The organism is Novosphingobium sp. GV079 (assembly GCF_003058045.1).
GTDB classification, from domain to species: domain Bacteria; phylum Pseudomonadota; class Alphaproteobacteria; order Sphingomonadales; family Sphingomonadaceae; genus Novosphingobium; species Novosphingobium capsulatum.
This window is the reverse complement of the sequence record NZ_QBUE01000009.1, coordinates 144,997-166,428: the sequence shown is the minus strand read 5'-3', so window position 1 is coordinate 166,428 and position 21,432 is coordinate 144,997. Positions and strand designations below refer to the sequence as shown.

Below are 21,432 nucleotides of genomic sequence, written 5' to 3'. Positions count from 1 at the left end.
TCAGACCCCCATCCGCATGATGTCCTGGTAGGCGGTCAACAGCTTGTTGCGCACCTGCAGCGTGGCTTCAAAGGCAACGCCGGCTTCCTGGCGCGCCAGCATCACCTTGGCGACATCGACCGTCTCGCCCTTTTCATAGGCAGCGCTGATGCCGTCGGCCTTGGTCTGGCTGGCATTGACCGTGTCGAGCGCCGACTTGAGCGCGTCGGTAAAGCCACCGGTCGGCGAATTGGTTTCGGCCGGTAACCCGCTTTCGGGCGTGCGGATCTGTTGCAGCAGGTGCGAGCGATCGATGATCTGCTGGCGCATGGCCATGATCTGCTGGATGCCGCCTCCGGCGCCTATGCCGTTGATCGCGCTCATCGCCGGCCTCCTGCCACGGCAATGCCGGCTTCACGGAAGCTGGCCAGGCGATAGCGCAGGGTGCGTTCGGAAATGCCCAGTTGGCGCGCCGCTTCCACGCGGCTGCCGCCGCAGGCTTCCAGCGTGGCCAGGATCGCGCGCGCTTCGGAAAGCTGGACAATGTTGGACAGCTTGCCCGCCTGGGGCGCGCGCACTTCGGCCAGGGCCGCGTCGCTGGCGGGGCTGCGCGCGGGGCGGTCAAACACGATATGCTCCGGCCCGATTTCGGCCTGGTCGCCCGCCAGCAGCAGGGCGCGGCGCACCACGTTTTCCAGCTCGCGCACGTTGCCTGGCCAGCCGTGGCAGCCCAGCATGGCCAGCGCCGCGTCCGACAGCCAGGGCAGCGGCCGATCGGCCGGCGCGTGGCGCATCATCAGGGCAAAGGCCAGCGGCGCGATATCATCGGGCCGCTCGGCCAGTGCGCGCAGCGTCAGCGGAAAAACGTTGAGCCGGTAATAGAGATCGGCGCGGAACCGCCCGTCTTCCACCTCGGTTGGCAGATCGCGGTTGGCGCAGGCGATGATGCGCACGTCCACCTTGACCGGCTGGGTCGCGCCCAGTGGCACCACTTCGCCTTCCTGCAGCGCGCGCAGCAGCTTGGCTTGCAGCGACAGCGGCATTTCGGCGATTTCATCCAGCAGCAGCGTGCCCCCATGGGCCGCGCGGAAAAAGCCTTCGCCCGCCGCGCTGGCGCCGGTGAACGCGCCCTTCTGGTGGCCGAACAGCAGCGCTTCCAGCATGGTTTCGGGCATCGCGGCGCAGTTGACGCCGATGAACGGCTTGTCGTGGCGCGGGCTGGCGGCGTGGATGAACCGGCTCAACACTTCCTTGCCGGTGCCGGTGGGGCCGTTGATCAGCACGGGGATGTCGCTGACGGCCAGACGCTCGGCCAGCGCCAGGATCGATAGGGTTTCGGGATCGGCGGCAATCGGCATGCCGGGCGCGGTGGCGCAGGCGATGATCGCGGCCAGCGCGCTTTCCGACAGCGGATCGGCATAGCGCACCACGTGGCGCTTGCCATTGGCCATGCGCGCCAGCGCCGGCTGCGCCCCGCGTTCCAGCACCACCGCCGGGCGGCGCGGATCGAGCGCGCCCACATCGGTCGAATCGGCCAGCACGGGCAGGGGGCCCATGCCCGGCGTATTGAGCACCGCTGCAGCGCGCATGATCAGCGCGCCATGGCGCGCCTGCGCCTGGCCGCTTATCGGCAATCTGTCGCCGCAATCGCTGTTCATCACTTTGACCCCCGTCTTAACCATATCCACGACGCTGTTTTTCGCGCGAAACCGTCAAATGGTGTGAAACTTTAAGATCAGCGACCGTGCTAAGTGGAAACACGTATATGGCGCCGCCGCAAAACCGCTGACCGGCAAGATTTTGCCCTTAAATTGCCGCCCATCCTGCCGGTCTTTGCCGTGCAGCCGGTCAATCCCTGGACTGGCAGCGATTGGGGTCTGTCCCGAAAATCGGAGAAACATCATGGCGGTAATCAACACCAACGTCAGCGCCATCAAGGCGGCCAACGCTTCCAACTCGGCAAGCAAGCTGGCTGCAACCGCGATGGAACGGCTGTCGACCGGCAAGCGAATCAACAGTGCCAAGGACGATGCGGCGGGCCTGGCCATTTCCACGACCATGACCGCGCAGATCACCGGCATGTCGCAGGGCGTGCGCAACGCCAACGACGGCATCTCGATGGCGCAGACGGCCGAAGGCGCGCTCAGCGAAGTGACCAACATGCTGCAGCGCGTGCGCGAACTGGCCGTGCAGTCGAAGTCGGACACCTACCAGCAGTCTGACCGCGACGCGATGCAGTCGGAAGTCTCGAACCTGAATGCCCAGATTTCCGACGTGCTCAACAATACCGAGTTCAACGGCAACAAGGTGTTCAAGGTCGCCAGCGGCACGGCGGCCACCGACGGCAGCGATGACGTGAAAAGCTCGATCCAGACCGGTGCCAACACCACCGACACGGTCGACCTCGTCAGCAAGGCGTTCTCGGGCGTCAACCTGTTCGGCGGCACCGACACGTCGTACAGCGCCACCTCGACCACCCAGGCGCTCGACGTGTCCGACACCGGCAAGGCATCGACCACGATGGACAACGTCGATGCCGCGCTCAAGGAAGTGAACGCCACGCGCGCCACGCTCGGTGCCGGCCAGAACCGCCTCAGCTCGGTGGTCAACAACCTGAACGACAACATCACCAACCTGTCGGATGCCCGTTCGCGTATTCAGGATACCGACTACTCGGCCGAAACCACCCAGATGGCCAAGGCGCAGATCCTGGCCCAGGCGTCGACCGCGATGATCTCGCAGGCCAACCAGAACCAGCAGAACGTGCTGACGCTGCTGCGCTGATCCCAGCTGCCAATACCCGGTTCTCCACGGTGCCGGCGATTCCCCTGGGGATCGCCGGCCATCGTCGTTGTTGGGGGATCAGGTCCTTGGCTGGCCGGTATTTGGCTGGTGCAACAGCCCGTGGGCAAAGATGCGCGCGGCGTGCGCGGCGTGGCAGCGAATCGTTTCTGCGTCGGGCGCCGGCATCACACCCACGGCCACGCGCATGTGCAGCTTGCCCCGCACCATGCCCAGGAACTGGTCTGCTGCCAGGCGCGGATCGGGCAGGGCCAGGCCGCGCTGGCCAGCCACGCGGTGCAACACGGCCGCCAGGGTAGTGCCGGCAATTTCCGGCCCGCAGCGGAAGAACATCTCTGCCGCTTCGTGGAATTGCACCCCGTCGGCATGGACCATGCGATAGACATCGATCGAGCGCTGGCTGCACAGCCCGGACAGGAAGCGCGTGCCGAAATCGGTAAGAATGCCCTCAAGGTCATCCGATTCGGTTTCCGCCAGTTCCTGAAGCGAGGCCATGACCGCGCCGCAGCCGCGCATCAGCACCGCTTCAAACAACTGCTCCTTAGATGGAAAATACTTGTAAAGCGTGGCCTTGGAACCGCCCAGCTCGGCCGCGATGGCTGACATCGAGGTGGCGCCATAGCCCGTCTGCGTGAACACCTGCGTGGCCACGGACAGGATGTGTTCCCGCCGCTCATCGGGCGAACAGCGTTTGAGTCTGCAATTGGACGGGTTAGTGACCATTCTGTACACATAGCTGTTGACAGGCGCAGTGCAAGGGCGCAGTTGAAGATTAGTGACCGATCCGTACACGGTCGTCCCGTTCCCGATTGCGCAAAGGCCCTGCATGACTGCCTCCCCCGCCGGTCTTTCCAACCGCGCGTCAGCCCTGTTTTCCGCCGCGTTTTCCGCCGCCGCGATTCGGCCGTTCTGGCGCGCGCCGCTGGTGAGTGGCCTGGCCATGGCGGGCCTGCTGGCCGGCTGCGCCCCCGTTCCCGATCTTGGCCAAAAGCCGGCGCTGCGCCAGGCAACCGCCAGCGATCTGGCGCTGCCCGCGTCCGCGCCAGCACAGGCCACGACGCCGGCCGATTGGCCTGCGGCCGATTGGTGGCAGGCGTTGCGCGATCCGCAGCTTTCCGCGCTGATCGCGGAAGGCGTGGCCAATTCTCCCACGCTGGCCCAGGCCGATGCCCGCCTGCGCGCCGCGCGCGGTCTCGCCCAGGCGAGCGGGGCGGCTTTGCTGCCCGGTATTTCCGCCAGCGCCAACGCGGCCGAAGCCAAGCAGAGCTACAACAACGGCATTCCCCCGGCCTTCGTGCCGCAGGGCTGGAACGATACCGGTGCGGCCTCGCTCAGCCTCAGCTACGAACTGGATTTCTTTGGCAAGAACCGCGCCGCCCTGCGCGCTGCCACGTCAGAGGCGCAGGCCGCCGAATATGAGGCGCAGGCCGCCCGCCTCGCCATCGCCACGGGCGTTGCCGATGCCTATGCCACCCTGGCCCGCGCCGCGGCCGCCCGCGATGTGCGGGCCCAGGCGCTGCAACTGCGCGAGGATACCGCCAAGCTGGTGCGCCAGCGCGTGGTCAACGGCCTCGATACCCGCGCCGAGCAGCGCCAGGCCGAAGCCGGCATTCCGGTTGCCCGCGCCGATCTGGTGGCGGCGGACGAGGCGATTGCCCTGGCCCGCCATGCCCTGGCCGTGCTGATCGGGGCGCCGCCGGCGCGCGGCGATGCGATCCCCCTGCCACAGCTTGCCACGCTGGCGCCGCAGGGCCTGCCCGCCAACCTGGCGCTCGATCTGGTTGGCCGCCGCGCCGATGTCGCCGCCGCCCGCGCGCGGGCAGAAGCGGCGGCGGCGCGGGTGCAGGTGGCGCATGCCGCGTTCTATCCCAACGTCAACCTGATGGGCTTCATCGGCGTGCAGGCGCTTGGCCTTAGCAATCTGACGGCGAGCGGTTCCGATGCCGGATCGATCGGCCCGGCGATCAGCCTGCCGCTGTTTTCGGGCGGGCGCATCGCCGGTGGCTATCGCCAGGCGCGCGCCAGCTATGACGAGGCCGTGGCGAGCTATGACGATACCCTGCTCAAGGCGCTGCGCGATGTGGCCGATGCCGCCGCCTCCCGGCAATCGATCGATGCCCAGCGTGCCCAGCTGCAACAGGCGGTGGCCGCCTCTGACGATGCCTATCGCATTGCCCGCCGCCGTTACGAAGCCGGCCTGTCCACCTATCTGTCGGTCCTGTCGGCGCAGGATGCCCTGCTCGCCAACCGGCGCCTGCTTGCCGATCTCCAGGCCCGCACGCTGTCTGCCCACGTGGCGCTGGTGCGCGCCCTGGGCGGCGGCTTCCGCGCCGGCTGACCGCCGACGCGCTGCCGTTTGCCTGATCCCTGTTCTTCTTCTTTCTGATGCCGAGACCCGCCCATGGCTGACATTGAACCCAATTTTCCCGATACGGACCAGGCCTCCAGCAAGGCCGATGCGCGCAAGGCCGCGCGCAAGCGTGGTTTCCTGATCTTTGCTGGTGTCGTGGCGCTGGTCGCGGCCGGTGTCGGCATCTACGAATGGATCGAAGGCGGGCGCTATGTCGAAACCGACAACGCCTATGTCGCGGCCGAAGTGGCACAGGTAACGCCGCTGGTCGCCGGGCCGGTGCGGCGCGTGGCGGTCAACAACACGCAAGTCGTCCGCAAGGGTGACGTGCTGGTGGAACTCGATCCCACCGACGCCAAAATCGCCCTGGCCGCGGCCGAGGCGGACTATGCCGATGCGCTGCGCAAGGTGCGCCAGACCATCGCCACCGGCACCGCGCTGTCGGCCCAGGTGGGCGAGAAGCAGGCCGATATCGCCCGCATGACCGCGCAAGTGCAGGTGGCCATGGCCGATGTCCAACGCGCCGAGATCGATCTCAAGCGGCGCCAGTCGCTGGTGGGCGACGGGGCGGTGTCGGGCGAGGAACTGACCACCGCGCGCAATGCCTATGCTTCTGCGCAAGGTCAGCTTGCCGCCGCCCGCGCCAACCTGGCCGCCGCCCAGGCCGCGCGTGGCACCGCCAATGGCCAGCAGGCGGCCAATGCCGCATTGATCACCGGCACCACGCCGGAAACCAATCCGCAGGTGCTGGCCGCCAAGGCCAGGCTTGACCAGGCGCGCATCAATCTCGATCGCACGGTGATCCGGGCCCCGGTCAGCGGCGTTGTCACCCAGCGCACGGTGCAGGTGGGGCAAAGCGTGGCCGTGGGCAGTCCGATGATGACCATCGTGCCGATCAGCCAGGCCTATGTCGACGCCAACTACAAGGAAAGCCAGCTGGCCCATGTGCGTCCCGGCCAGCCGGTGACGCTGACATCGGATCTCTATGGCGATGATGTGGTCTATCACGGGCGCGTCGTGGGCTTTTCCGGTGGCACCGGTTCGGCGCTGGCCGTGATCCCGGCGCAGAATGCCACGGGCAACTGGATCAAGGTGGTGCAGCGCCTGCCGGTGCGTGTCGCGCTCGATCCGCACGAGTTGGGCGCGCATCCGCTGCGCATCGGCCTGTCGATGGACGCCACGATCGATACGCGCCCTGAAAAGGACCGGTCGCAGACCGGGCAGAACTGACATGGCCGGCGGACCGCCGATGGGCTTTGGCGATGGGCCGGCACCGCTCAAGGGCGCCAAGCTGGCGCTGGGCGGCTTTGCGCTGGCGCTGTCGAACTTCGTCGTGCTGCTTGATATCACCATCGCCAACGTGTCGGTGCCGCATATCGCCGGCAGCCTGGCGGTGTCGCCCACGCAGGGCACCTGGGTGCTGACGTCCTATGCCGTGGCCGAGGCGATCTGCGTGCCGTTGACCGGCTGGCTCGCGCGCACGTTTGGTGCAGTGCGGGTGTTCATCATGGCGCTGCTGGGCTTTGGCCTGTTTTCGATGCTGTGCGGCATGGCCGGCAGCCTGAGCCTGCTGATCGCGTTCCGCGTGTGCCAGGGGCTGTGCGGCGGCCCGATCATGCCGATGACGCAGACCTTGCTGCTGCGCATATTCCCCAAGGACAAGGGCGGCGCCGCGCTGGGCCTGTGGGCGATGACCGTGGTGGTCGCGCCGATTGCCGGACCGATCTGCGGTGGGTTTATTTCCGACAACTGGTCGTGGCACTGGCTGTTCTTCATCAACATTCCGCTCGCCGCATTCTCGCTGATCGTCGCCTGGCGGCTGGTGCGGCCGTACGAAACTCCCACGCAGAAATCGCCGATCGATTTCGTCGGTCTTGCGCTGTTGGTGATTTGGGTTGGTTCGCTGCAGATCATGCTCGACAAAGGGCGCGAGGAAGACTGGTTTTCCAGTGGCTTCATCATCACGCTCACCGTGGTCGCGATCATTGGCTTCATCTCGTTCCTGATCTGGGAATTGACCGAAGATCACCCGATCATCGACCTCTCGGTATTCCGCAACCGCGGGTTTACCGTGGCCGTGGTGACGCAGTGCGTGGCCTATGCGGCGTTCTTCTCGTTCATCGTGCTGATCCCGCTCTTCCTGCAAACCAACCTCAACTACACCGCCACCTGGGCAGGTCTGGCGGTGGGCTGGGTCGGTGTCCTGGCCGTGGTCTTTTCGCCGATCGTGGCGCGGTTCGTGGGCAAGGTCGATACGCGCGGGCTGATCTCGTTCGGCATCCTGTGGCTGGCCGTAGTCGCCTGGCTGCGCACGCGCTGGGTAACCGACATGGGCTATTGGACCATCGCCTTTCCGCAGATGCTCCAGGGGCTGGGCATGCCGTTCTTCTTCGTCGGCTCCACCGCGCTGGCGATGGCTTCGGTGCGGCCCGACCAGACCGCATCGGGCGCGGGCATCCAGAACTTCATGCGCACGATGGCCGGCGCCTTTGCCACTTCGATGTCCACCACGCTGTGGGAACATTTCACCAAGTACAACCGCGCCGAACTGGTCGGGCTGATTCATCCGCCCACGCACACCGGCCTGCCGGCCGCGCAGGCGAGCATGATGTTGAGCCAACTGGTGCAGACCGAGGCGGTAACGCTCGCCACGCGCCAGGTCTTCATGGTGTGCACCATCGTCCTGTTCGTCTCGGCCGGGATGATCTGGCTGGCCCCCAAGCCGGGGCGGAAAAAGGGGTAGCGTTGCGCAAGCCGCTCGACTGGAAATTACCCGGCATTGTGAGCGCATGATGAAATTTCGCGCAGAGGCGAAGAGAGTGGCTGTTAGCCGCGCCTCTGCACGAGCTGGTTTGATGGGGATGTGCATACCCGGCAATGGCGGAAATCGCCCAATCCTGGTCGATCAGGTCTTGAACTCGCGATCCCGAAAGTTGCCGATTGTTGGCCCGGATCAGTCCCGATTTCTCATGCCTGAGACGCATATTTGGAAAAGAGGAATCGGGAACATATTTTGGGAAAGCGAATGCACCGAACGGCTTCCAACCCGAACGTGGGAGGGCACCGATCTCTCAAAAAAGGTTCCTTCTCGGTAGGAGGCCGACCCGTTAAGGCGTCATCATGAAGATCATATTCGTCATGCTGTTGGCATCAGTTGCCGCCGGGGCGCAGGCCCAGACAGCGCAGGCACGGCCCGGTGAGAGTGCAACAATGAACGACGCAACAAACGTGATCGCCGTGGACCACACGGGCTTCGCTGTATCGTCTTTGGACGAAGCCATTCGGTTTTGGACGGAAGCGCTCGGCTTCACACTTGAGCGACAAGCGGAGATGGGGGGCGACTTCGTGCATCAAGTCACAGGTGTCGATGATCCGAGTGTGAAAACGGCGATCGTCAGGGCGCCAAACGGTTACGTGGTCGAACTGTTGCAATATTCAAAGGGACGCCAGAACGGGGCGGTGCCCGATAGCGCGGGGGCGATCGGTGCGGCGCACCTAGCTCTGACCGTGAAGGATATCCATGCCGCCATAGCCCGCGTCGAGGCAGCAGGATGGAAGGCGAAGGGTAGCCCGCTGCCAATCGCAGGTGGTCCCCGCAAGGGAACTTTGGTGACCTATGTTTCAGGCCCGGATCATATCACGATAGAGCTTATGCAGCCACCAGCCCGCTGATGTAGCCTGCCGAAGTTTCCCGTTCCACCATCGTTTTTGGGAAGGCAGCTATCGCCCGCGCCCTTCGAAAGCTGCCTGTCCGTTTCCAGCGACTTTTAATCCATTTCTTCGTCATTCCCGCGCAGGCGGGAATCCAGTTTCGGCGTGGTCTCAATCGCCCGGAAGCCACTGGATTCCGGCCTGCGCAGGAGTGACGAAGTCGGAGGCGGCAAAGGCAACTCTTCACTACCATCAGCCATTCGACATCGGGCTATCCGGATCGGTCAGTCTGCGATCCCAACCGCTCTGCCTGAAAATCCCACACGAAGCCACGAAGACACGAAGAAGGGTCTTTCCTTCGTGTCTTCGTGGCTTCGTGTGACTCCATGACAAAGCACCACGCCCGGTCTCGCGCTTGGCACCGCAACCGGTTCAATCCAGCAGCAGGATCGACATGCGGCGGTTGCTCGGGTCGTTGGGGCTGTCGGGCACCAGGGGTTCGCGGTCGGCCACGCCTTCGATCCGTTGGAAGCGGGCCTCGCCCACGCCGTTGCGCATCAGGGCCTGGCGCGTGGCTTCGGCGCGGCCGGCCGAAAGCGACCAGTTGTTGGCCGGGTCGCCAGGCTTCCACTGCAGCGCGTCGGTATGGCCGCGCACGGTCAGGCCGCCGGGTTCGGGCGCGATGGCCTGGCCGATCGCCCGGATCAGTTCCAGCGCATCGGGCGTGAGGATCGTGGTGCCCAGGCGGAACATCGAGAAGTGCGCATCGTCGAGCATGTCGATGCGGATGCCCTCGGGCGTCATCGTCATGTGCACCTGCTTGGCCAGTTGGCGCAGCTTTTCATTGGCATCCAGCTTTTCCTTCAGCCGCTGCTGCATCACCTGGGTGCGCTTCATCTTCGATCCGCCATCCTTGGGGCCGCCGGTGGCATCGCGCGGGATGGTCATCGTGCGCGTGCCGGTCTGCCCGGCGCGGTGGGGATAGTTGTCGGCATCGGTCAGCGACGAGCCGCCGAGCAGCCCGTCAGACCCGGCGCTGCCCTTGCGCGTCTTGACCAGGGTGGGGGTAAAATAGTCGGCAATGCCCTTGCGCTGCTTTTCGGTGGTCGCGCCCAGCAGCCACATCAGCAGGAAGAACGCCATCATCGCGGTCACGAAATCGGCATAGGCCACTTTCCAGGCCCCGCCGTGATGGCCGCCGGCCACCACGGTGATCTTCTTGACGATGATCGGCTTGGGTGCGTCCTTGCCCTTGGGTGGCTTGGCCATGGCGATCCCTTTCGCTTAGCGGCCGCGCAGCGCGTCGAGCAGTTCCGACAGGCCGGGCCGGAACGCATGGCCCAGGCCCGAACGCGCGCTTTCCACCACCAGCGGCTGCGGCCAGCCGTGCAGCGAGGACACGATCACCTGCTTGACCGCCTGGTAGATCATCGCATCCTGATCGAGCACCTGCTTGAGCCGGCCAGCCAGCGGCGCGACGATGCCATAGGCCAGCAGCACCCCCATGAACGTGCCGACCAGGGCCGAACCGATCATCGCGCCCAGCACCGTGGGTGGCTTGTCGATCGAGCCCATGGTCTTGACCACGCCCAGCACGGCGGCCACGATCCCCAGCGCGGGCAGGGCGTCGGCCAGGCCTTGCAGGGCGTGCTGCGCCTCTTCCTGCTCGTGGAAATGGGTTTTCATCGCGTGGTCCATCACGTCTTCCACGGCATGCACTTCCAGCGTGCCGGAAGACACGACGATCAGGGTCAGCGTATCGCAGATCAGCGAGACCAGCGCGCTATGGGCCAGGATGCGCGGATATTCGGCAAACAGGGCCGAGCTTTTGGGATCGGCCACATGGCTTTCCAGCGCCACCGGGCCATCGCTGCGCAGGATCTTCATCAGCTTGGCACACAGCACGATGGCATCGACATGGTCCTGCTTGTTGTGCTTGGGGCCCTTGAACACTTTGCCTAGGCCCGCGCCGATGCCCTTCAGTTCGTGCATGGAATTGCCGGTGATCGTGGCGCCCAGCGCCGCGCCGCCGATGATCAGCATTTCGTGGGGTATGGCTTCGGCCACCGGGCCGATTGCGCCACCGGTGATGATGAAGCCGCCAAAAACCATGGCGAGCAGGACGACGATGCCGATACCAGCAAACATGAAGCGGTGACCCTGTCGATAAACCGTGAAAGCCGGCGCTATCGCCCGGCCGTTGCTGCAATGCAGAACGGCACGGGCGCGCGCACTTTCAGGACATCATGGTAAAGAGCGAAAGGCCCGAGATCTTGGTGAAGCTGGCCTGGCTGGCCTGCAGCACCGTGGCCAGTTCCTGCAACCGGGTATAGGCCGATGGGATGTCGGTGGCGCCCAGCGTGCTCTGGTCCTGGCTGCGCGCCTCGCCCATCGTGGTCTGCCGCTCGGTATTGAGATCGATCCACGACAGCCGCGCGCCCACCACGGTCTGCCCGGTGGATACGGCCGTCATGGCATCATCGAGCGTGGTAAGCGCACTGTTGGCGGCAGACTGCGCGCCGGTGCCGCCCGCGCTGATCGCGTCGGTCAGGCTCTTGAGCGCGGCAAAGACATCGCTGCTGGTGCCGCCCGACGAGAAATTGAGAAACTCCGGCCCGGTCAGGCTGCGCTTCACGCTCTGCCCGTCGCCCAGTTCCAGCGTGCCGGCGCTGCCGCTGCCGACATAGCTGACCACGCCGGTGGTGGCATCCACGCTATAGGCCGCGCCCGCCGCATCGCCGCCGAACAGCGCATTGCCCGCGCTGTCACGCGAATTGGCGAGCGAGACCAGGTTGTTGCGCAATTCGGCCAGTTCCTGGCCAATGCTGGTGCGCTGCTCGTTCGACAGCGTGCCGGTAGCGGCCTGGTTGGCCAGCTGGCGCGTGCGCTGCAGCGTGTTGATCATCTCGGTCATGGCCGAATCGGTCAGGTTGAGATCGGCCGTGGCGCGGTTGGCCGCGCCGGCATCGACCTTGGCGATGGCATCCTGGCGTTGCAGGTTGCGCAGGCGCGAGGCGGTGAGCGGATCGTCTGACGAGGCGGTCAGCCGGTTGCCGCTGGAAATCTGCGTCTGCACCTGCTCCATCTGGGTGCGCAAGCCGTTGAGATCGAGCGCGGAGCGATCGTAGAACGCGGACGTAGTGGTCGATACGCTGGATGACATGGGCGACCTACTTGATCGAGAGGATGGTGTCGAACAGGTTGCCGGCAACCTGCATCACCCGGCCCGAGGCTTGGAACGCCTGCTGGAACCGGGTCAGGTTGATGGCTTCGGTGTCGAGATCGACTCCGGCCTGGGCGGAAAGCGCGGTCTTGGCCGCATCGGAAATGGTCTTGAGCGCATCGCGCGTGGTGGTGCGCGCCTGCACCGTGGCAGAGGCCTGATAGATCAGGGTATCCATCGTGCCGGCCGGATCGGCGCTGGTCAGCGCATTGCGCAGCGCGGTTAGGTTGGTGGTGTCGCGGCTGCCGGCGGCGGCGCCTGCGGCCGCCGTGGCGATCGCGCTGCCCTGGGTGGTGGCAAGCGCCATGCTGCCCGCGCCCGTGCCGGAAAACAGTGCAGGGCCGGTCGATCCATCAAGCGCGGCGCCATTGCCCTGCACGGTGTTGACCGTGTCGATCACGCTCTTGGCCAGGGTGTCGAGCTGGCCATGCACATCGGCCAGGTTGGCCAGTACTTGTTGCTGCCCCGCCAGCGAGCCGCCCGACAGAGTGACCGCGCCGCCGTTGACGGTAAAGCCGATCGTGCCATCGGTAGCGGTGGTAACCGCCAGCGCTTGCGCCGTGGCACCGGTCACCAGCGGCGCGCCCGATGCGCCGCCCAGCGTCACATCAACCGCGCCATTGCTGGCAAAGCTGGTGGCGATATCGGCATAGCCCGCCAGCTTTTCGAGCAGCATGTCGCGCTGGTCGAGCAGGCCGGTGCGATCGCTGCTGGCATCGGCCATGCGCGCCAGCCGGCCGTTGACCTTGGCCAGTTCGGCCGACATCGTGTTGATCTGGTTCACGCCATCGCTGGCGCCGCCCTGCTGGCCCTTGGCCACGGCATCGAGCTGGTTTGACGCGATGTTGAAACTGTTGGACAGGGTCTGCGCCGCCGCGATCACCGAGGCGCGCAACGGCGTGTCGGTGGGGCTTTGCGCCAGTTGCGTGAGGGCGGTTTCAAAGCCGGTGATCGCCGAATAGACGCCCGGCGCCTCAAGCGCGGACTGGATATCGGTAAGGCCGCCCACTTCGGTATCGGCGCGCGCGGTATCGGCGCCGGTGCGCCGCACCTCGGCCTGGCGAAAGGCATCGGCATTGCGGATAACCCCGGTCACCCGCACGCCCGACAGCGACACGTCGCGGTTCCCGGCAACATAGCCGGGCGTCATCACCTCTTCGGTGGATACCGTGCGGCGCACATAACCATCGGTGCCGGCATTGGCGATGTTCTGGGCGGTCACGTCCAACTGGGTGCGGGCGGCGCGGGTGGCGCTGCGCGCGATCGAGAGCAGGTCGGTGGTCATGGCGCTCAGGCTCCCCCACCGGTTTTAGGCTTGGCGCCAGTGGCCTGGGCAGCCGCACTGGCCAACTGGCTTTCCAGCCGCGTGGCCAGGCCCAGCGTGCCGGCCTTGGCGGCGATCTCGGCAAAGCGTTCGTCGCGCATCTGGGTAAAGGTATCGTCCTGCTTCTTGCCGAACAGATCGTCGCCGCCCAAGTCGGTGCTGCGCGCGGTGCTCAACATCTGGCGCAGGAACATCGCCTCGAAACCCTGCGCGGCCTTGCGCAGCGCGGCGCGATCGGGGCCGCTGGCCGGGGACGTGGCGGCTGCGGCGGCGCCCGAAACGGCGCCGGTGCTTGTCGATGCAGAAGTCATCAGATCACCACCATTTCGGCCTTGAGGGCGCCGGCCTGCTTGAGCGCTTCCAGGATCGCCACCAGATCGGACGGCGAAACCCCCAATTTGTTAAGGGCATTGACCAGCGAAGAGAGCGAGGCACCGGGCTTGAACAGCGCCACGTGGTTGCCCTGTTCCTCCACGCTGATCTGGCTGCTCGGCACCACGGCGGTCTGGCCGTTGGAAAAGGGGCCGGGCTGCGATACGCGCGGTTTTTCATCAACCTTGATCACCAGCTTGCCGTGGCTGATCGCGGCGGGAGACAGGCGCACCGCGCTGTTGATCACCACCGTGCCGGTGCGGCTGTTGACGATCACCTTGGCGGCGGCCTCGGCCGGGCTCACCTCGATCGCCTCGATCGCGGCCATGGCGCTGGCGCGGGCATCGCTGCCATTGGGCAGGCGCAGCGCCACGGTCACGCCGTCTTCCACGCTGGCGGTGCCGGGAAAACGCGTGTTGATCGCATCGCGCACGCGGGCGGCGTTGAGGAAATCGGCGTCGAACAGGTTCCAGCGCAACACCTCGTTGCGATCAAACCCGGTATCGACCGCGCGCTCCACCGTGGCGCCTTCGGCAATGCGGCCCACCGTGGGCACGTTGACGGTCAGCTGCGATCCATCCTTGGCGGTAATGCCCAGGCCGCCGACGGCAAGGTTGCCCTGCGCCATGGCATAGATCTGCCCATCGGCACCATAGAGCGGCGCCAAGACCAGCGCCCCGCCGCGCAAGGACTTGGCCTTGCCGATCGTCGATACGGTCACGTCGATGCGCTGGCCGGGCTTGGAAAAGGCCGGCAGATCGGCCGTAATCATCACCGCCGCTGCATTCTTCAGGCCCGGCGCCACGCCGGCGGGCAATTGCACGCCCAGCCGGCCCGAAACCCCGCGCATCGCCTGGGTCAGGTATTCCAGGTTGTCGTCACCCGTGCCGGGCAGGCCCACCACGATGCCATAGCCGGTCAGCTGGTTCGAGCGCACGCCCTGGAACTCGCCCAGATCGCGCACCCGTTCGGCATGGGCGGCGGTGCCCAACACCGGCAGCGCGGCCAGCGCTGCGGCCACCATCACCAGCCACAGGCCGGGGCGCACTGCCAGCAGGCCGCGCCGCCACAGCGGGCGCAGGGCCAGCCCGGCCAGCGCCGCAGCGGCCAGATCGAACGCGATGGGAGAAGCGATAGACATCAAGGGTTCCCTAGAACGGGCTGACAAGGTTGAAGAACTTGGTCAGCCAGCCTTGGTGGGCAGCGCGGCTGACATCGCCGTTGCCGGCATAGGTGATCCGCGCATCGGCCACCTGGCCCGATTGGACGCGGTTGGTCGTGTCGATATCAGCCAGGCGCACGATGCCCGATAGCTGCACCCATTCCTGGCCCTGGCTCAGCGTCAGGCGCTTTTCGCCTTTGACCAGCGCGGTGCCATTGGGACGCACCTGGGCGATCGTCACCGAAACCTCGCCGCCCAGCGTGCTGGTCTGCGAGGCATTGCCCTGGCCGGAAAAGGCGCTGGCGCCCGAATTGTTGATGCCGTTCTGCGACAGGATCGACAGCGGCCCCTTGTTGGGCGGAGTGAACGTGAACGAGGATGACTTGGCGGTCTTGCTCGCCGCCGATTTCGACGTGGTCAGCTGTTCGGCCAGAACGATCACCAGGCTGTCCCCCACGGCATGGGCGCGCGCCCCTTCGACCAGCCCGGCATAGCCATTGGCCAGGTTGAGAATGCTGCCATCGGCGGGCTTGGCCGGGCTTTCGACCGGCAGCGCTGGATCAAACCCCGCCGCCGGGCGGTTGCGCGCCTTGGCCGGCTGGGCCGCCACCAGCATGCCGGCCGTGATCATCGCCGGCACCACCAGCATCGCCATCAGGCGCAGGCCCAGGCCCAGGCCCTGGCGCAGGCCCAGGCCCTGCCGCGGGGCAAGCCCACGGCCGCGCTCGGCATGCAGCGCCTTGTCGAACAGGGGATCGAACGGAGAGTCCATGGGCTTTAGCGTCTTTCCGGCCTTACAGCGTCTGGTTGGCGTTCTTGAGCATCTCGTCGATCGCCGAGATCATCTTGGAATTGATCTCGTAGGCGCGCTGGCACTCGATCATGTCGACCAGCTCTTCCACCACGTTGACGTTGGACGCTTCCAGGTAACCCTGCTGGATATGACCGCGCCCGGCGTCGCCGGCATTGCCCACTTGCGCTGCGCCGCTGGCGCCGGTTTCCACCAGAAAGTTGTCGCCCAGCGCCTTGAGGCCCTGCGGATTGGCAAAGCTGGCAATGGTGATCTGGCCCAGCGTGGTCGCCTCGGTCGCGCCGGGCAGCGTGGCGGTCACGGTGCCGTCCTGCGCCACGGTGATCGCGCTTGCGCCTTCGGGCACGGTGATCGCCGGTTGCAGCGGATAGCCTTGCGAGGTCACCAGCGTGCCGTCGGCCGAGCGGCTGAAATTGCCGGCGCGGGTATAGGCCAGCTGGCCGCCGGGCAGCGTCACCTGGAAAAAACCATCACCGTCGAGCGCCAGGTCAAGCGCATTGCCGGTGCTTTGCAGCTGGCCCTGGCTTTCCATCCGCGCGGTGCCCTGCAGCGCCACGCCGGTGCCCAGGTTGAGCCCGGTGGCATAGGCGGTCTCGTTGGAAGACTGCTGCCCGGCCACGCGCGTGTCCTGATAGGCCAGCGTGGAAAAGTTGGCGCGGTCGCGCTTGAAGCCGGTGGTGCTCACGTTCGCCAGGTTGTTGGCGATCACCCGCATCCGCGTGTCCTGGGCTTCCAGGCCGGTGCGGGCAACGTGAAGGGCGGAACTGGGCATGGCAGGATCTCTCCGAAAGGGATTGTCAGGTGTTGAGGCGCATCAGCGAGGCGGATTTCTCGTCCACCTCGCGCGCGGTGGAGGCCACCTTGGTGCGCATGTCGAACAGGCGCTGCGCCTCCACCATTTCGACCAGCACTTGCGTGGGATCGACGTTGGATTGCTCCAGCGCGCCGGGAGTCAGGCGGGCTTCTTCGTCCTGCGGCAGGGTGCCGATGGTATTGTTCGGCCCCGTCACGCGAAACAGCCCGTCCAGCCCCTTGCCCACCTGGCTGCCCTGGGTGGAAACCAGCTTGATCCGCGCCACCGCCTGGGGCGGGGTGGACGGGTTCTGCGGATCGCCGGCCAGCACGGTGCCATCGGGCGCGATGGTCACGATCGTGCCGGTCGGTACGGTGATCGGCCCGCCATCGCCGATCACCGGCCGCCCGTCGCCGTTCTGCAGCACGCCATCGGTGGTGATCGTCAGGTCGCCGCGCCGGGTATAGGCCTCGCTGCCATCCTGCGCCTGCACGGCCAGCATGGTGTCCCCGCTCAACGCCACGTCGAGCGGGTTGTTGGTCGCCATGGTGGCGCCCTGCTTCATGCTGGAACCCTGGACATAGCCTTGCGTCATCGCGCGGGCTTCCAGCGCGGGGCCTTTGAGCGTGACCGGCGTGGCGCTGAGCATTTCCTGGCGAAAGCCCACGGTCTGCGCATTGGCCATGTTGCTGGCGATCACGCGCTCGCGCACCATCGATCCGGTCATGCCGGAATAGGCGGTATAGATCAGCCGGTCCATGGCCGCTTGCCTCCCTTAAGCCTTAGCTGCGCAGGTTGAGAATGGCCTGGGTGGCCTGGGTGGCGGTATCGATCGCCTTGGCATTGGCCTGATAGGCGCGCTGGGCCACGATCAGGCCCACCAGCTCGTCCGACACCTCGACGTTGGAGCGTTCGAGATAGCCCGACATCAGCTTGCCGTACTGGCCATTGGTCGGCTCGCCATAGTTGGCCGTGCCCGACAGGTTGGTGGCGGTCCAATCGGCCGATCCCTGCTGGCGCAGGCCCTGCGGATTGAGGAAGGTGGCGAGGCCAATCTTGCCGATCACGGTGTTGGACCCGTCGGCATAGCTGGCCGCGACATTGCCGTTTTCCGAAACCGTCATCCCGGCAAATTCCGATCCGGCGGCGTTGGTGATCGGCACCAGCGTGTCCTGCAGGCTCGTGCTGGTGGCAGTGCCCGTGGCGTCGGTGGGATACATCTGCACGCGGTTGCCCTGCGCGTCGGTGACATAACCGCCGGCATCCATCTGGAAGGCGCCATTGCGGGTGTACATCGTCTGCCCGGTGGTGGGCGATTTGACGGTGAAGAACCCGTCGCCGCTTACCGCCACGTCGAGCGAGGAGCCGGTGGAATCGAGCGCGCCCTGCTTGAAGTTCTGGGTGATCGCCTCGACCTTGGCGCCGATCCCCTCGATCAGGCGCGGGTTGGTGAATGCCGTGCCGGCAACCACGTCGGCAAAGCTCACCGTGCTTTTCTTGAAGCCGTTGGTTTCCGAGTTGGCGATGTTGTTGCTGACGACGTTGAGATCGGTCTGCGCATTCTTGATGCCGTTGAGCGAGGTATAGAACGACATGGCGTGTTTTCCTGTCGGTTGGGGAAAGGGATCAGGCGGCGGTGGTGGCGGTGGTGGTGCCCGTCGCCGTGCCGCCCGCCGTCGTGCCAGTGGTGCCGGCGGCGGCCTGGGCCGCGCCGATCGCGGCCAACTGTTGCGAAATGGTCTTGAGCGTGGCGGCCACATCGGCGTTTGACGCGCTGGCCGTGTTCAGCTTGTCGAGCTTGTCGGAAATGGCGCTCAGCGTTGAGTTCATCTCGGTGGAGTTCGACAGCGACGAAAACTGCGCCAGCTGGGCCACCATCTGGGTGTTGTCCACCGGCGAGGTCGGGTCCTGGTTCTGCAGCTGCGCGGTCAGCATCTTGAGGAAATCGGTGGCGCCAAGGCTGGCCCAGCCGGTCTTGGCCGGGGCCGCTGCGGTGCCCGTGGCGCTGGTAGAGGTAACGGTGGTCATGTCACTTCATCCTCATCGTATCGAGCATCAGCTGCTTGGCGGTCTGCATCGCCTCCACCACGTTCTGGTATTGGCGGCTGGCTTCCATCATCTCGACCATCTCGGCATTTTCATCGACCGGGGCGGCCCAGACATCGCCATTGGCATCGGCCAGGGGATTGTCGGGATCGTGGGTGCGCACGGCGGTGGTATCGGTGCGATAGACCCCCTGGACCTTGACCGTGGCGAGGCCGGAGCGCGCATCGAGTTCCTCGGCAAAGACCGGGCGCAGCGGGCGATAGGCCTGCGCCTCGCTGCCGGCGACGTTGCCGGCATTGGCCAGGTTCGATGCCGCCGCGTTCATCCGCACCAACTGGGCCGACATCGCGCGGCCGGTCACGCCGAACAGGGTGAGGGGGGTGTTGCCGTTGCCCGCCATGGTCATTCACCCTTGAGCGCGCGGGTCACTTCGCCCACGCGCCCCCGGATGAACTCCAGCGTGGCGGAATAGCCCACCGCGTTTTCGGCAAAGGCGGTCTGCTCGGTGGCCATTTCCACCGTGTTGCCATCCAGGCTGGGCATCACCGGCACGCGATAGAGCGCTGCGCCGGCTTCGGCCTGGCTTTCGCTGGCACCGGCCAGGCGCGCCTTGAGCGCGGCCCCGAAATCGATGTCGCGCGCCTTGTAGCCGGGCGTGGCGGCATTGGCGATGTTGGACGACAGCAGCCCCAGGCGCGTGGCGCGCAGTTCCAGCGCGGCGCCATGGATGCCGAACAGGCTGTCGGATGGTGCACTCTGGCTCATCGGCGGTGCTCTCGCTTTCCTTGGGCAGACGAATGATGCCGGTGGTTCAGCAAGGGACGTGCCAAGTGCGCCAATGGCCCGGAATCTGGCACCACGGTTGCAGGCCACCCCGCCAGGCACGGCAAGGCTTTGCCGAAAGGCGGCAAGCCGGGCTGCCGCCCCCCTGAAACCAGCGCGCGCGCTGCCGTTCTTCGTGCCAGGATTTCGCGAAAGACCAAGGCCCATGGATTTAACCCACCTGCTGGATGCCCAATCGGCCGTGATCGTTGTTGGCGGCACGCTGGTCGGCACCGTGCTGCGCTGTGGTTGGCATGACAGCCTTGTGGCGGTGCGCGCGGTGGCGGGGCTGCTGCGCCCTGGCTTCAATGCCGCGGCGATGCGTTCCGAACTCGCGCACGAGGTGGCGCTGATCCGCCGCGATGGGGTGATCCGCGCCAACCCGCGCCGCCTGGCCGATCGCGAATTTGATTCCGCCACCACCGCGCTGGTGCGTACCCGCTCGCTCGACGGGCTGGTCGAACAGCATGAAACCTGGCGCCGCGCGCGCCTGCGCCGCGCCACCACAGCGGCACGCACCCTGGCGCAGGCGGCCGATCTGTCGCCGGTGTTCGGCCTGGCGGGCACGCTCGTGGCGCTCAGCCAGCTCAAGGTGGAAAGCCTGGCCCACGGCAATTTCATCGGCGCCATCGCCATGTCGGTCCTGACCACGCTCTATGGCCTGCTGCTGGCCCACATCGTCATGGGGCCGCTGGGCCGTGCGGTAGAGCGCGCCTCGCAGGCCGAAGAGGAAGCCCGCGCCGACGTGATGACCTGGCTGACCCAGCAGGTGGGGCCAGCCTGCCCCGATCGCCAGCGCGCCACGCCGCTGTCACCGCACGGCGTCACCCTGCCACGCAGGGCGGCAAACGCCGATGGCATGGCGGCAGATACGGGGCTGCGACCCCTCGATCCGCGCGAAACGGCATGATCACCCGGCCCGGGCAGACCGGATGGCAGACCATCCTGGCCGATCTCGCGCTGATCCTGTTCATGATCTGCGCCTCTGCCCTGTCCGTGGCCGAAGGCCCGGCCTCGCCCGCGGTCAGGGCGCAGGCGGCCCCGCTGCGCGCCCCGGCGCCGCCGCCTGCGGTTCAGCCCGTTGCCCCGTCGCTGCAGGCAGAGCCGGTGGGCGTGTGGCGCGATGGGCCTGGCGCTCCGCCGCTGGCGCAATGGCTGGCTGAACAGGCGGCCGATCCGCGCCTGCGCCTGTCGATCGTGGTGCGCTATGCCACGGGGCCTGGCGGGCGAGAGGCAGCCTTGGACCAGGCCGCCAGCCTGGCCCGTAGCGCTGGTCAACGTGCCGCCAGCGCGCGGCTGGTGGTGGAACCTGGCGCGCAGCCGGGCGCCAGCGTCACGCTGGGCTACGATGAAGAGCGTTGAATGGCATGGCTCTTGCTGAAAAGCGGGCAAGACGCCTCCCGCTTCAGGAAATTGCCATGTTCGCTGCCGCCAACCGGCCTGTTTTTGCCGCCCCCCTTGCCGCAGTCGTTGCCGGTACGCTTGCCGCCCTGCTGGCCACTGGCCCTGTGGCGCGGGCGCAGGTGGCGCAGGCGCCAACCACGCGCTTTGCCGATATGGCCGCAATCGATCAGGCCGTTGCGCAGTTCACCGGCCGCAGCATCGGCGTGCCGGGCGGCGCGGCGCAGCCGGTTGATCGGCGCTTGCGCCTGGTGGCTTGCACCGCGCCGCTGGCCCTGGGTTGGCGCGCCGGGGCGCATGACAGCATCCTGGTGCGCTGCCCCGACACCGGCGGCTGGCGCCTGTTCGTGCCGGTAGTGGCCACGGTTGCCGAAGCGCCGGCTGGCCCGGCCGCAGCGCCGGCGGTGCTGCGCGGCGATGGCGTGACGATCGCCATGGTGGGCGATGGCTTTTCGGTCGAGCAGGCTGGCGAGGCGCTCGATCCTGGCCCGGTGGGCGGCTGGATCCGCGTGCGCACCGGGGCCAAGGCCGATGCCCTGCGCGGGCGCATCGTGCGCCCCGGCGTGGTCGAAGTGCCGGTCGAGTGAACCGGCGCGCACCACTGCAATTTCCCTAAGGCAGATTGACCCGGCAAAAATCCGCCGCATGGTCTTAAACTCTGCGGCGCGATGCCGTTCTTCCCGGCATCACCCCCGA

General features: G+C 66.5%; 24 protein-coding genes. 8 read left to right on the top strand and 16 right to left on the bottom strand.

Annotated features, from left to right (window positions below; genetic code table 11):
• A complete protein-coding gene (fliE, locus tag C8K14_RS13455) occupies positions 1–363 on the bottom strand; it encodes a flagellar hook-basal body complex protein FliE (protein WP_022675422.1) in 363 nt (120 codons plus the stop codon).
• Positions 360–1,661, bottom strand: a complete 1,302-nt coding sequence (locus C8K14_RS13450) for a sigma-54-dependent Fis family transcriptional regulator (protein ID WP_022675423.1) — start codon at positions 1,659–1,661, stop codon at positions 360–362. The genes fliE and C8K14_RS13450 overlap by 4 nt, the downstream gene beginning before the upstream one ends.
• A 220-nt stretch (positions 1,662–1,881) precedes the next feature.
• Here C8K14_RS13450 and C8K14_RS13445 point away from each other — a divergent pair, with 220 nt between their 5' ends.
• A complete protein-coding gene (locus tag C8K14_RS13445; RefSeq protein WP_062787656.1) occupies positions 1,882–2,763 on the top strand; it encodes a flagellin in 882 nt (293 codons plus the stop codon).
• Between the two features lie 78 nt (positions 2,764–2,841).
• On the opposite strand, the gene C8K14_RS13440 is transcribed toward C8K14_RS13445, so the two are convergent.
• Entirely contained in the window at positions 2,842–3,504 is a 663-nt protein-coding gene (locus C8K14_RS13440; protein ID WP_107717021.1) for a TetR/AcrR family transcriptional regulator, read from the bottom strand.
• A 103-nt stretch (positions 3,505–3,607) separates the two neighbouring features.
• On the opposite strand from C8K14_RS13440, the gene C8K14_RS13435 reads away from it, so the two are divergent.
• The 4 genes from C8K14_RS13435 (at position 3,608) to C8K14_RS13420 (ending at position 8,803) form a co-directional block, all read left to right on the top strand.
• Positions 3,608–5,119 carry an efflux transporter outer membrane subunit gene (locus C8K14_RS13435; protein ID WP_199223730.1) on the top strand — a complete coding sequence of 504 codons (1,512 nt, stop codon included), beginning with the start codon at positions 3,608–3,610 and terminating at the stop codon, positions 5,117–5,119.
• Positions 5,120–5,182: 63 nt separating this feature from the next.
• Positions 5,183–6,361, top strand: a complete 1,179-nt coding sequence (locus C8K14_RS13430; RefSeq protein WP_107717020.1) for an HlyD family efflux transporter periplasmic adaptor subunit — start codon at positions 5,183–5,185, stop codon at positions 6,359–6,361.
• A 1-nt stretch (position 6,362) separates the two neighbouring features.
• Entirely contained in the window at positions 6,363–7,874 is a 1,512-nt protein-coding gene (locus C8K14_RS13425) for a DHA2 family efflux MFS transporter permease subunit (RefSeq protein WP_043609628.1), read from the top strand.
• Positions 7,875–8,251: 377 nt separating this feature from the next.
• Positions 8,252–8,803 carry a VOC family protein gene (locus C8K14_RS13420; protein WP_107717019.1) on the top strand — a complete coding sequence of 184 codons (552 nt, stop codon included), beginning with the start codon at positions 8,252–8,254 and terminating at the stop codon, positions 8,801–8,803.
• A 411-nt stretch (positions 8,804–9,214) separates the two neighbouring features.
• Here C8K14_RS13420 and C8K14_RS13415 read toward each other — a convergent pair whose 3' ends face one another.
• The 13 genes from C8K14_RS13415 to flgB form a co-directional block, all read right to left on the bottom strand.
• Positions 9,215–10,051 carry a flagellar motor protein MotB gene (locus C8K14_RS13415; RefSeq protein WP_054132421.1) on the bottom strand — a complete coding sequence of 279 codons (837 nt, stop codon included), beginning with the start codon at positions 10,049–10,051 and terminating at the stop codon, positions 9,215–9,217.
• 15 nt (positions 10,052–10,066) lie between these two features.
• Positions 10,067–10,930 (bottom strand): flagellar motor stator protein MotA, encoded by an 864-nt coding sequence (gene motA / locus C8K14_RS13410; RefSeq protein ID WP_054132420.1) that lies wholly within the window; start codon positions 10,928–10,930, stop codon positions 10,067–10,069.
• Positions 10,931–11,018: 88 nt separating this feature from the next.
• Complete coding sequence (locus tag C8K14_RS13405; protein ID WP_107717018.1) at positions 11,019–11,945, bottom strand: flagellar biosynthesis protein FlgL; 927 nt, start codon at positions 11,943–11,945, stop codon at positions 11,019–11,021.
• A 7-nt stretch (positions 11,946–11,952) separates the two neighbouring features.
• Positions 11,953–13,290, bottom strand: a complete 1,338-nt coding sequence (gene flgK / locus C8K14_RS13400) for a flagellar hook-associated protein FlgK (RefSeq protein ID WP_107717017.1) — start codon at positions 13,288–13,290, stop codon at positions 11,953–11,955.
• A gap of 5 nt (positions 13,291–13,295) precedes the next feature.
• Positions 13,296–13,640: a rod-binding protein gene (locus tag C8K14_RS13395; protein WP_107717016.1), complete on the bottom strand. Its 345-nt coding sequence runs from the start codon at positions 13,638–13,640 to the stop codon at positions 13,296–13,298.
• A complete protein-coding gene (locus C8K14_RS13390; protein WP_043609634.1) occupies positions 13,640–14,725 on the bottom strand; it encodes a flagellar basal body P-ring protein FlgI in 1,086 nt (361 codons plus the stop codon). Before C8K14_RS13390 ends, C8K14_RS13395 begins: the two co-directional genes overlap by 1 nt.
• 127 nt (positions 14,726–14,852) lie before the next feature.
• Entirely contained in the window at positions 14,853–15,635 is a 783-nt protein-coding gene (locus C8K14_RS13385) for a flagellar basal body L-ring protein FlgH (protein ID WP_233251077.1), read from the bottom strand.
• Between the two features lie 22 nt (positions 15,636–15,657).
• A complete protein-coding gene (flgG, locus tag C8K14_RS13380; protein WP_022676878.1) occupies positions 15,658–16,446 on the bottom strand; it encodes a flagellar basal-body rod protein FlgG in 789 nt (262 codons plus the stop codon).
• A gap of 25 nt (positions 16,447–16,471) precedes the next feature.
• Positions 16,472–17,227, bottom strand: coding sequence for a flagellar basal body rod protein FlgF (locus C8K14_RS13375; RefSeq protein WP_022676877.1), 756 nt, complete (start codon positions 17,225–17,227; stop codon positions 16,472–16,474).
• Positions 17,228–17,249: 22 nt separating this feature from the next.
• Entirely contained in the window at positions 17,250–18,062 is an 813-nt protein-coding gene (locus C8K14_RS13370; protein WP_022676876.1) for a flagellar hook-basal body protein, read from the bottom strand.
• Positions 18,063–18,093: 31 nt separating this feature from the next.
• Positions 18,094–18,495, bottom strand: coding sequence for a flagellar hook assembly protein FlgD (locus tag C8K14_RS13365; protein WP_022676875.1), 402 nt, complete (start codon positions 18,493–18,495; stop codon positions 18,094–18,096).
• A 1-nt stretch (position 18,496) separates the two neighbouring features.
• Positions 18,497–18,919 (bottom strand): flagellar basal body rod protein FlgC, encoded by a 423-nt coding sequence (gene flgC / locus C8K14_RS13360; protein WP_022676874.1) that lies wholly within the window; start codon positions 18,917–18,919, stop codon positions 18,497–18,499.
• Positions 18,916–19,278 (bottom strand): flagellar basal body rod protein FlgB, encoded by a 363-nt coding sequence (gene flgB, locus C8K14_RS13355; protein ID WP_107717015.1) that lies wholly within the window; start codon positions 19,276–19,278, stop codon positions 18,916–18,918. The genes flgC and flgB overlap by 4 nt, the downstream gene beginning before the upstream one ends.
• Before the next feature lie 223 nt (positions 19,279–19,501).
• Here flgB and C8K14_RS13350 point away from each other — a divergent pair, with 223 nt between their 5' ends.
• From C8K14_RS13350 to C8K14_RS13340, 3 genes are read left to right on the top strand one after another with little or no spacing between them, the layout of a single operon-like run.
• A complete protein-coding gene (locus tag C8K14_RS13350) occupies positions 19,502–20,245 on the top strand; it encodes a MotA/TolQ/ExbB proton channel family protein (RefSeq protein ID WP_107717014.1) in 744 nt (247 codons plus the stop codon).
• Entirely contained in the window at positions 20,242–20,697 is a 456-nt protein-coding gene (locus C8K14_RS13345) for a hypothetical protein (protein WP_107717013.1), read from the top strand. The genes C8K14_RS13350 and C8K14_RS13345 overlap by 4 nt, the downstream gene beginning before the upstream one ends.
• Positions 20,698–20,753: 56 nt before the next feature.
• Positions 20,754–21,323, top strand: a complete 570-nt coding sequence (locus C8K14_RS13340) for a flagella basal body P-ring formation protein FlgA (protein WP_107717012.1) — start codon at positions 20,754–20,756, stop codon at positions 21,321–21,323.
• The last annotated feature ends 109 nt before the right edge of the window (positions 21,324–21,432 follow it).

Coding starts and splice junctions, on each gene's coding strand:
- fliE (WP_022675422.1), bottom strand. CDS start 363: ATGAGCGCGATCAACGGCATAGGCGCCGGAGGCGGCATCCAGCAGATC.
- C8K14_RS13450 (WP_022675423.1), bottom strand. CDS start 1,661: ATGGTTAAGACGGGGGTCAAAGTGATGAACAGCGATTGCGGCGACAGA.
- C8K14_RS13445 (WP_062787656.1), top strand. CDS start 1,882: ATGGCGGTAATCAACACCAACGTCAGCGCCATCAAGGCGGCCAACGCT.
- C8K14_RS13440 (WP_107717021.1), bottom strand. CDS start 3,504: ATGGTCACTAACCCGTCCAATTGCAGACTCAAACGCTGTTCGCCCGAT.
- C8K14_RS13435 (WP_199223730.1), top strand. CDS start 3,608: ATGACTGCCTCCCCCGCCGGTCTTTCCAACCGCGCGTCAGCCCTGTTT.
- C8K14_RS13430 (WP_107717020.1), top strand. CDS start 5,183: ATGGCTGACATTGAACCCAATTTTCCCGATACGGACCAGGCCTCCAGC.
- C8K14_RS13425 (WP_043609628.1), top strand. CDS start 6,363: ATGGCCGGCGGACCGCCGATGGGCTTTGGCGATGGGCCGGCACCGCTC.
- C8K14_RS13420 (WP_107717019.1), top strand. CDS start 8,252: ATGAAGATCATATTCGTCATGCTGTTGGCATCAGTTGCCGCCGGGGCG.
- C8K14_RS13415 (WP_054132421.1), bottom strand. CDS start 10,051: ATGGCCAAGCCACCCAAGGGCAAGGACGCACCCAAGCCGATCATCGTC.
- motA (WP_054132420.1), bottom strand. CDS start 10,930: ATGTTTGCTGGTATCGGCATCGTCGTCCTGCTCGCCATGGTTTTTGGC.
- C8K14_RS13405 (WP_107717018.1), bottom strand. CDS start 11,945: ATGTCATCCAGCGTATCGACCACTACGTCCGCGTTCTACGATCGCTCC.
- flgK (WP_107717017.1), bottom strand. CDS start 13,290: ATGACCACCGACCTGCTCTCGATCGCGCGCAGCGCCACCCGCGCCGCC.
- C8K14_RS13395 (WP_107717016.1), bottom strand. CDS start 13,640: ATGACTTCTGCATCGACAAGCACCGGCGCCGTTTCGGGCGCCGCCGCA.
- C8K14_RS13390 (WP_043609634.1), bottom strand. CDS start 14,725: ATGGTGGCCGCAGCGCTGGCCGCGCTGCCGGTGTTGGGCACCGCCGCC.
- C8K14_RS13385 (WP_233251077.1), bottom strand. CDS start 15,635: ATGGACTCTCCGTTCGATCCCCTGTTCGACAAGGCGCTGCATGCCGAG.
- flgG (WP_022676878.1), bottom strand. CDS start 16,446: ATGCCCAGTTCCGCCCTTCACGTTGCCCGCACCGGCCTGGAAGCCCAG.
- C8K14_RS13375 (WP_022676877.1), bottom strand. CDS start 17,227: ATGGACCGGCTGATCTATACCGCCTATTCCGGCATGACCGGATCGATG.
- C8K14_RS13370 (WP_022676876.1), bottom strand. CDS start 18,062: ATGTCGTTCTATACCTCGCTCAACGGCATCAAGAATGCGCAGACCGAT.
- C8K14_RS13365 (WP_022676875.1), bottom strand. CDS start 18,495: ATGACCACCGTTACCTCTACCAGCGCCACGGGCACCGCAGCGGCCCCG.
- flgC (WP_022676874.1), bottom strand. CDS start 18,919: ATGACCATGGCGGGCAACGGCAACACCCCCCTCACCCTGTTCGGCGTG.
- flgB (WP_107717015.1), bottom strand. CDS start 19,278: ATGAGCCAGAGTGCACCATCCGACAGCCTGTTCGGCATCCATGGCGCC.
- C8K14_RS13350 (WP_107717014.1), top strand. CDS start 19,502: ATGGATTTAACCCACCTGCTGGATGCCCAATCGGCCGTGATCGTTGTT.
- C8K14_RS13345 (WP_107717013.1), top strand. CDS start 20,242: ATGATCACCCGGCCCGGGCAGACCGGATGGCAGACCATCCTGGCCGAT.
- C8K14_RS13340 (WP_107717012.1), top strand. CDS start 20,754: ATGTTCGCTGCCGCCAACCGGCCTGTTTTTGCCGCCCCCCTTGCCGCA.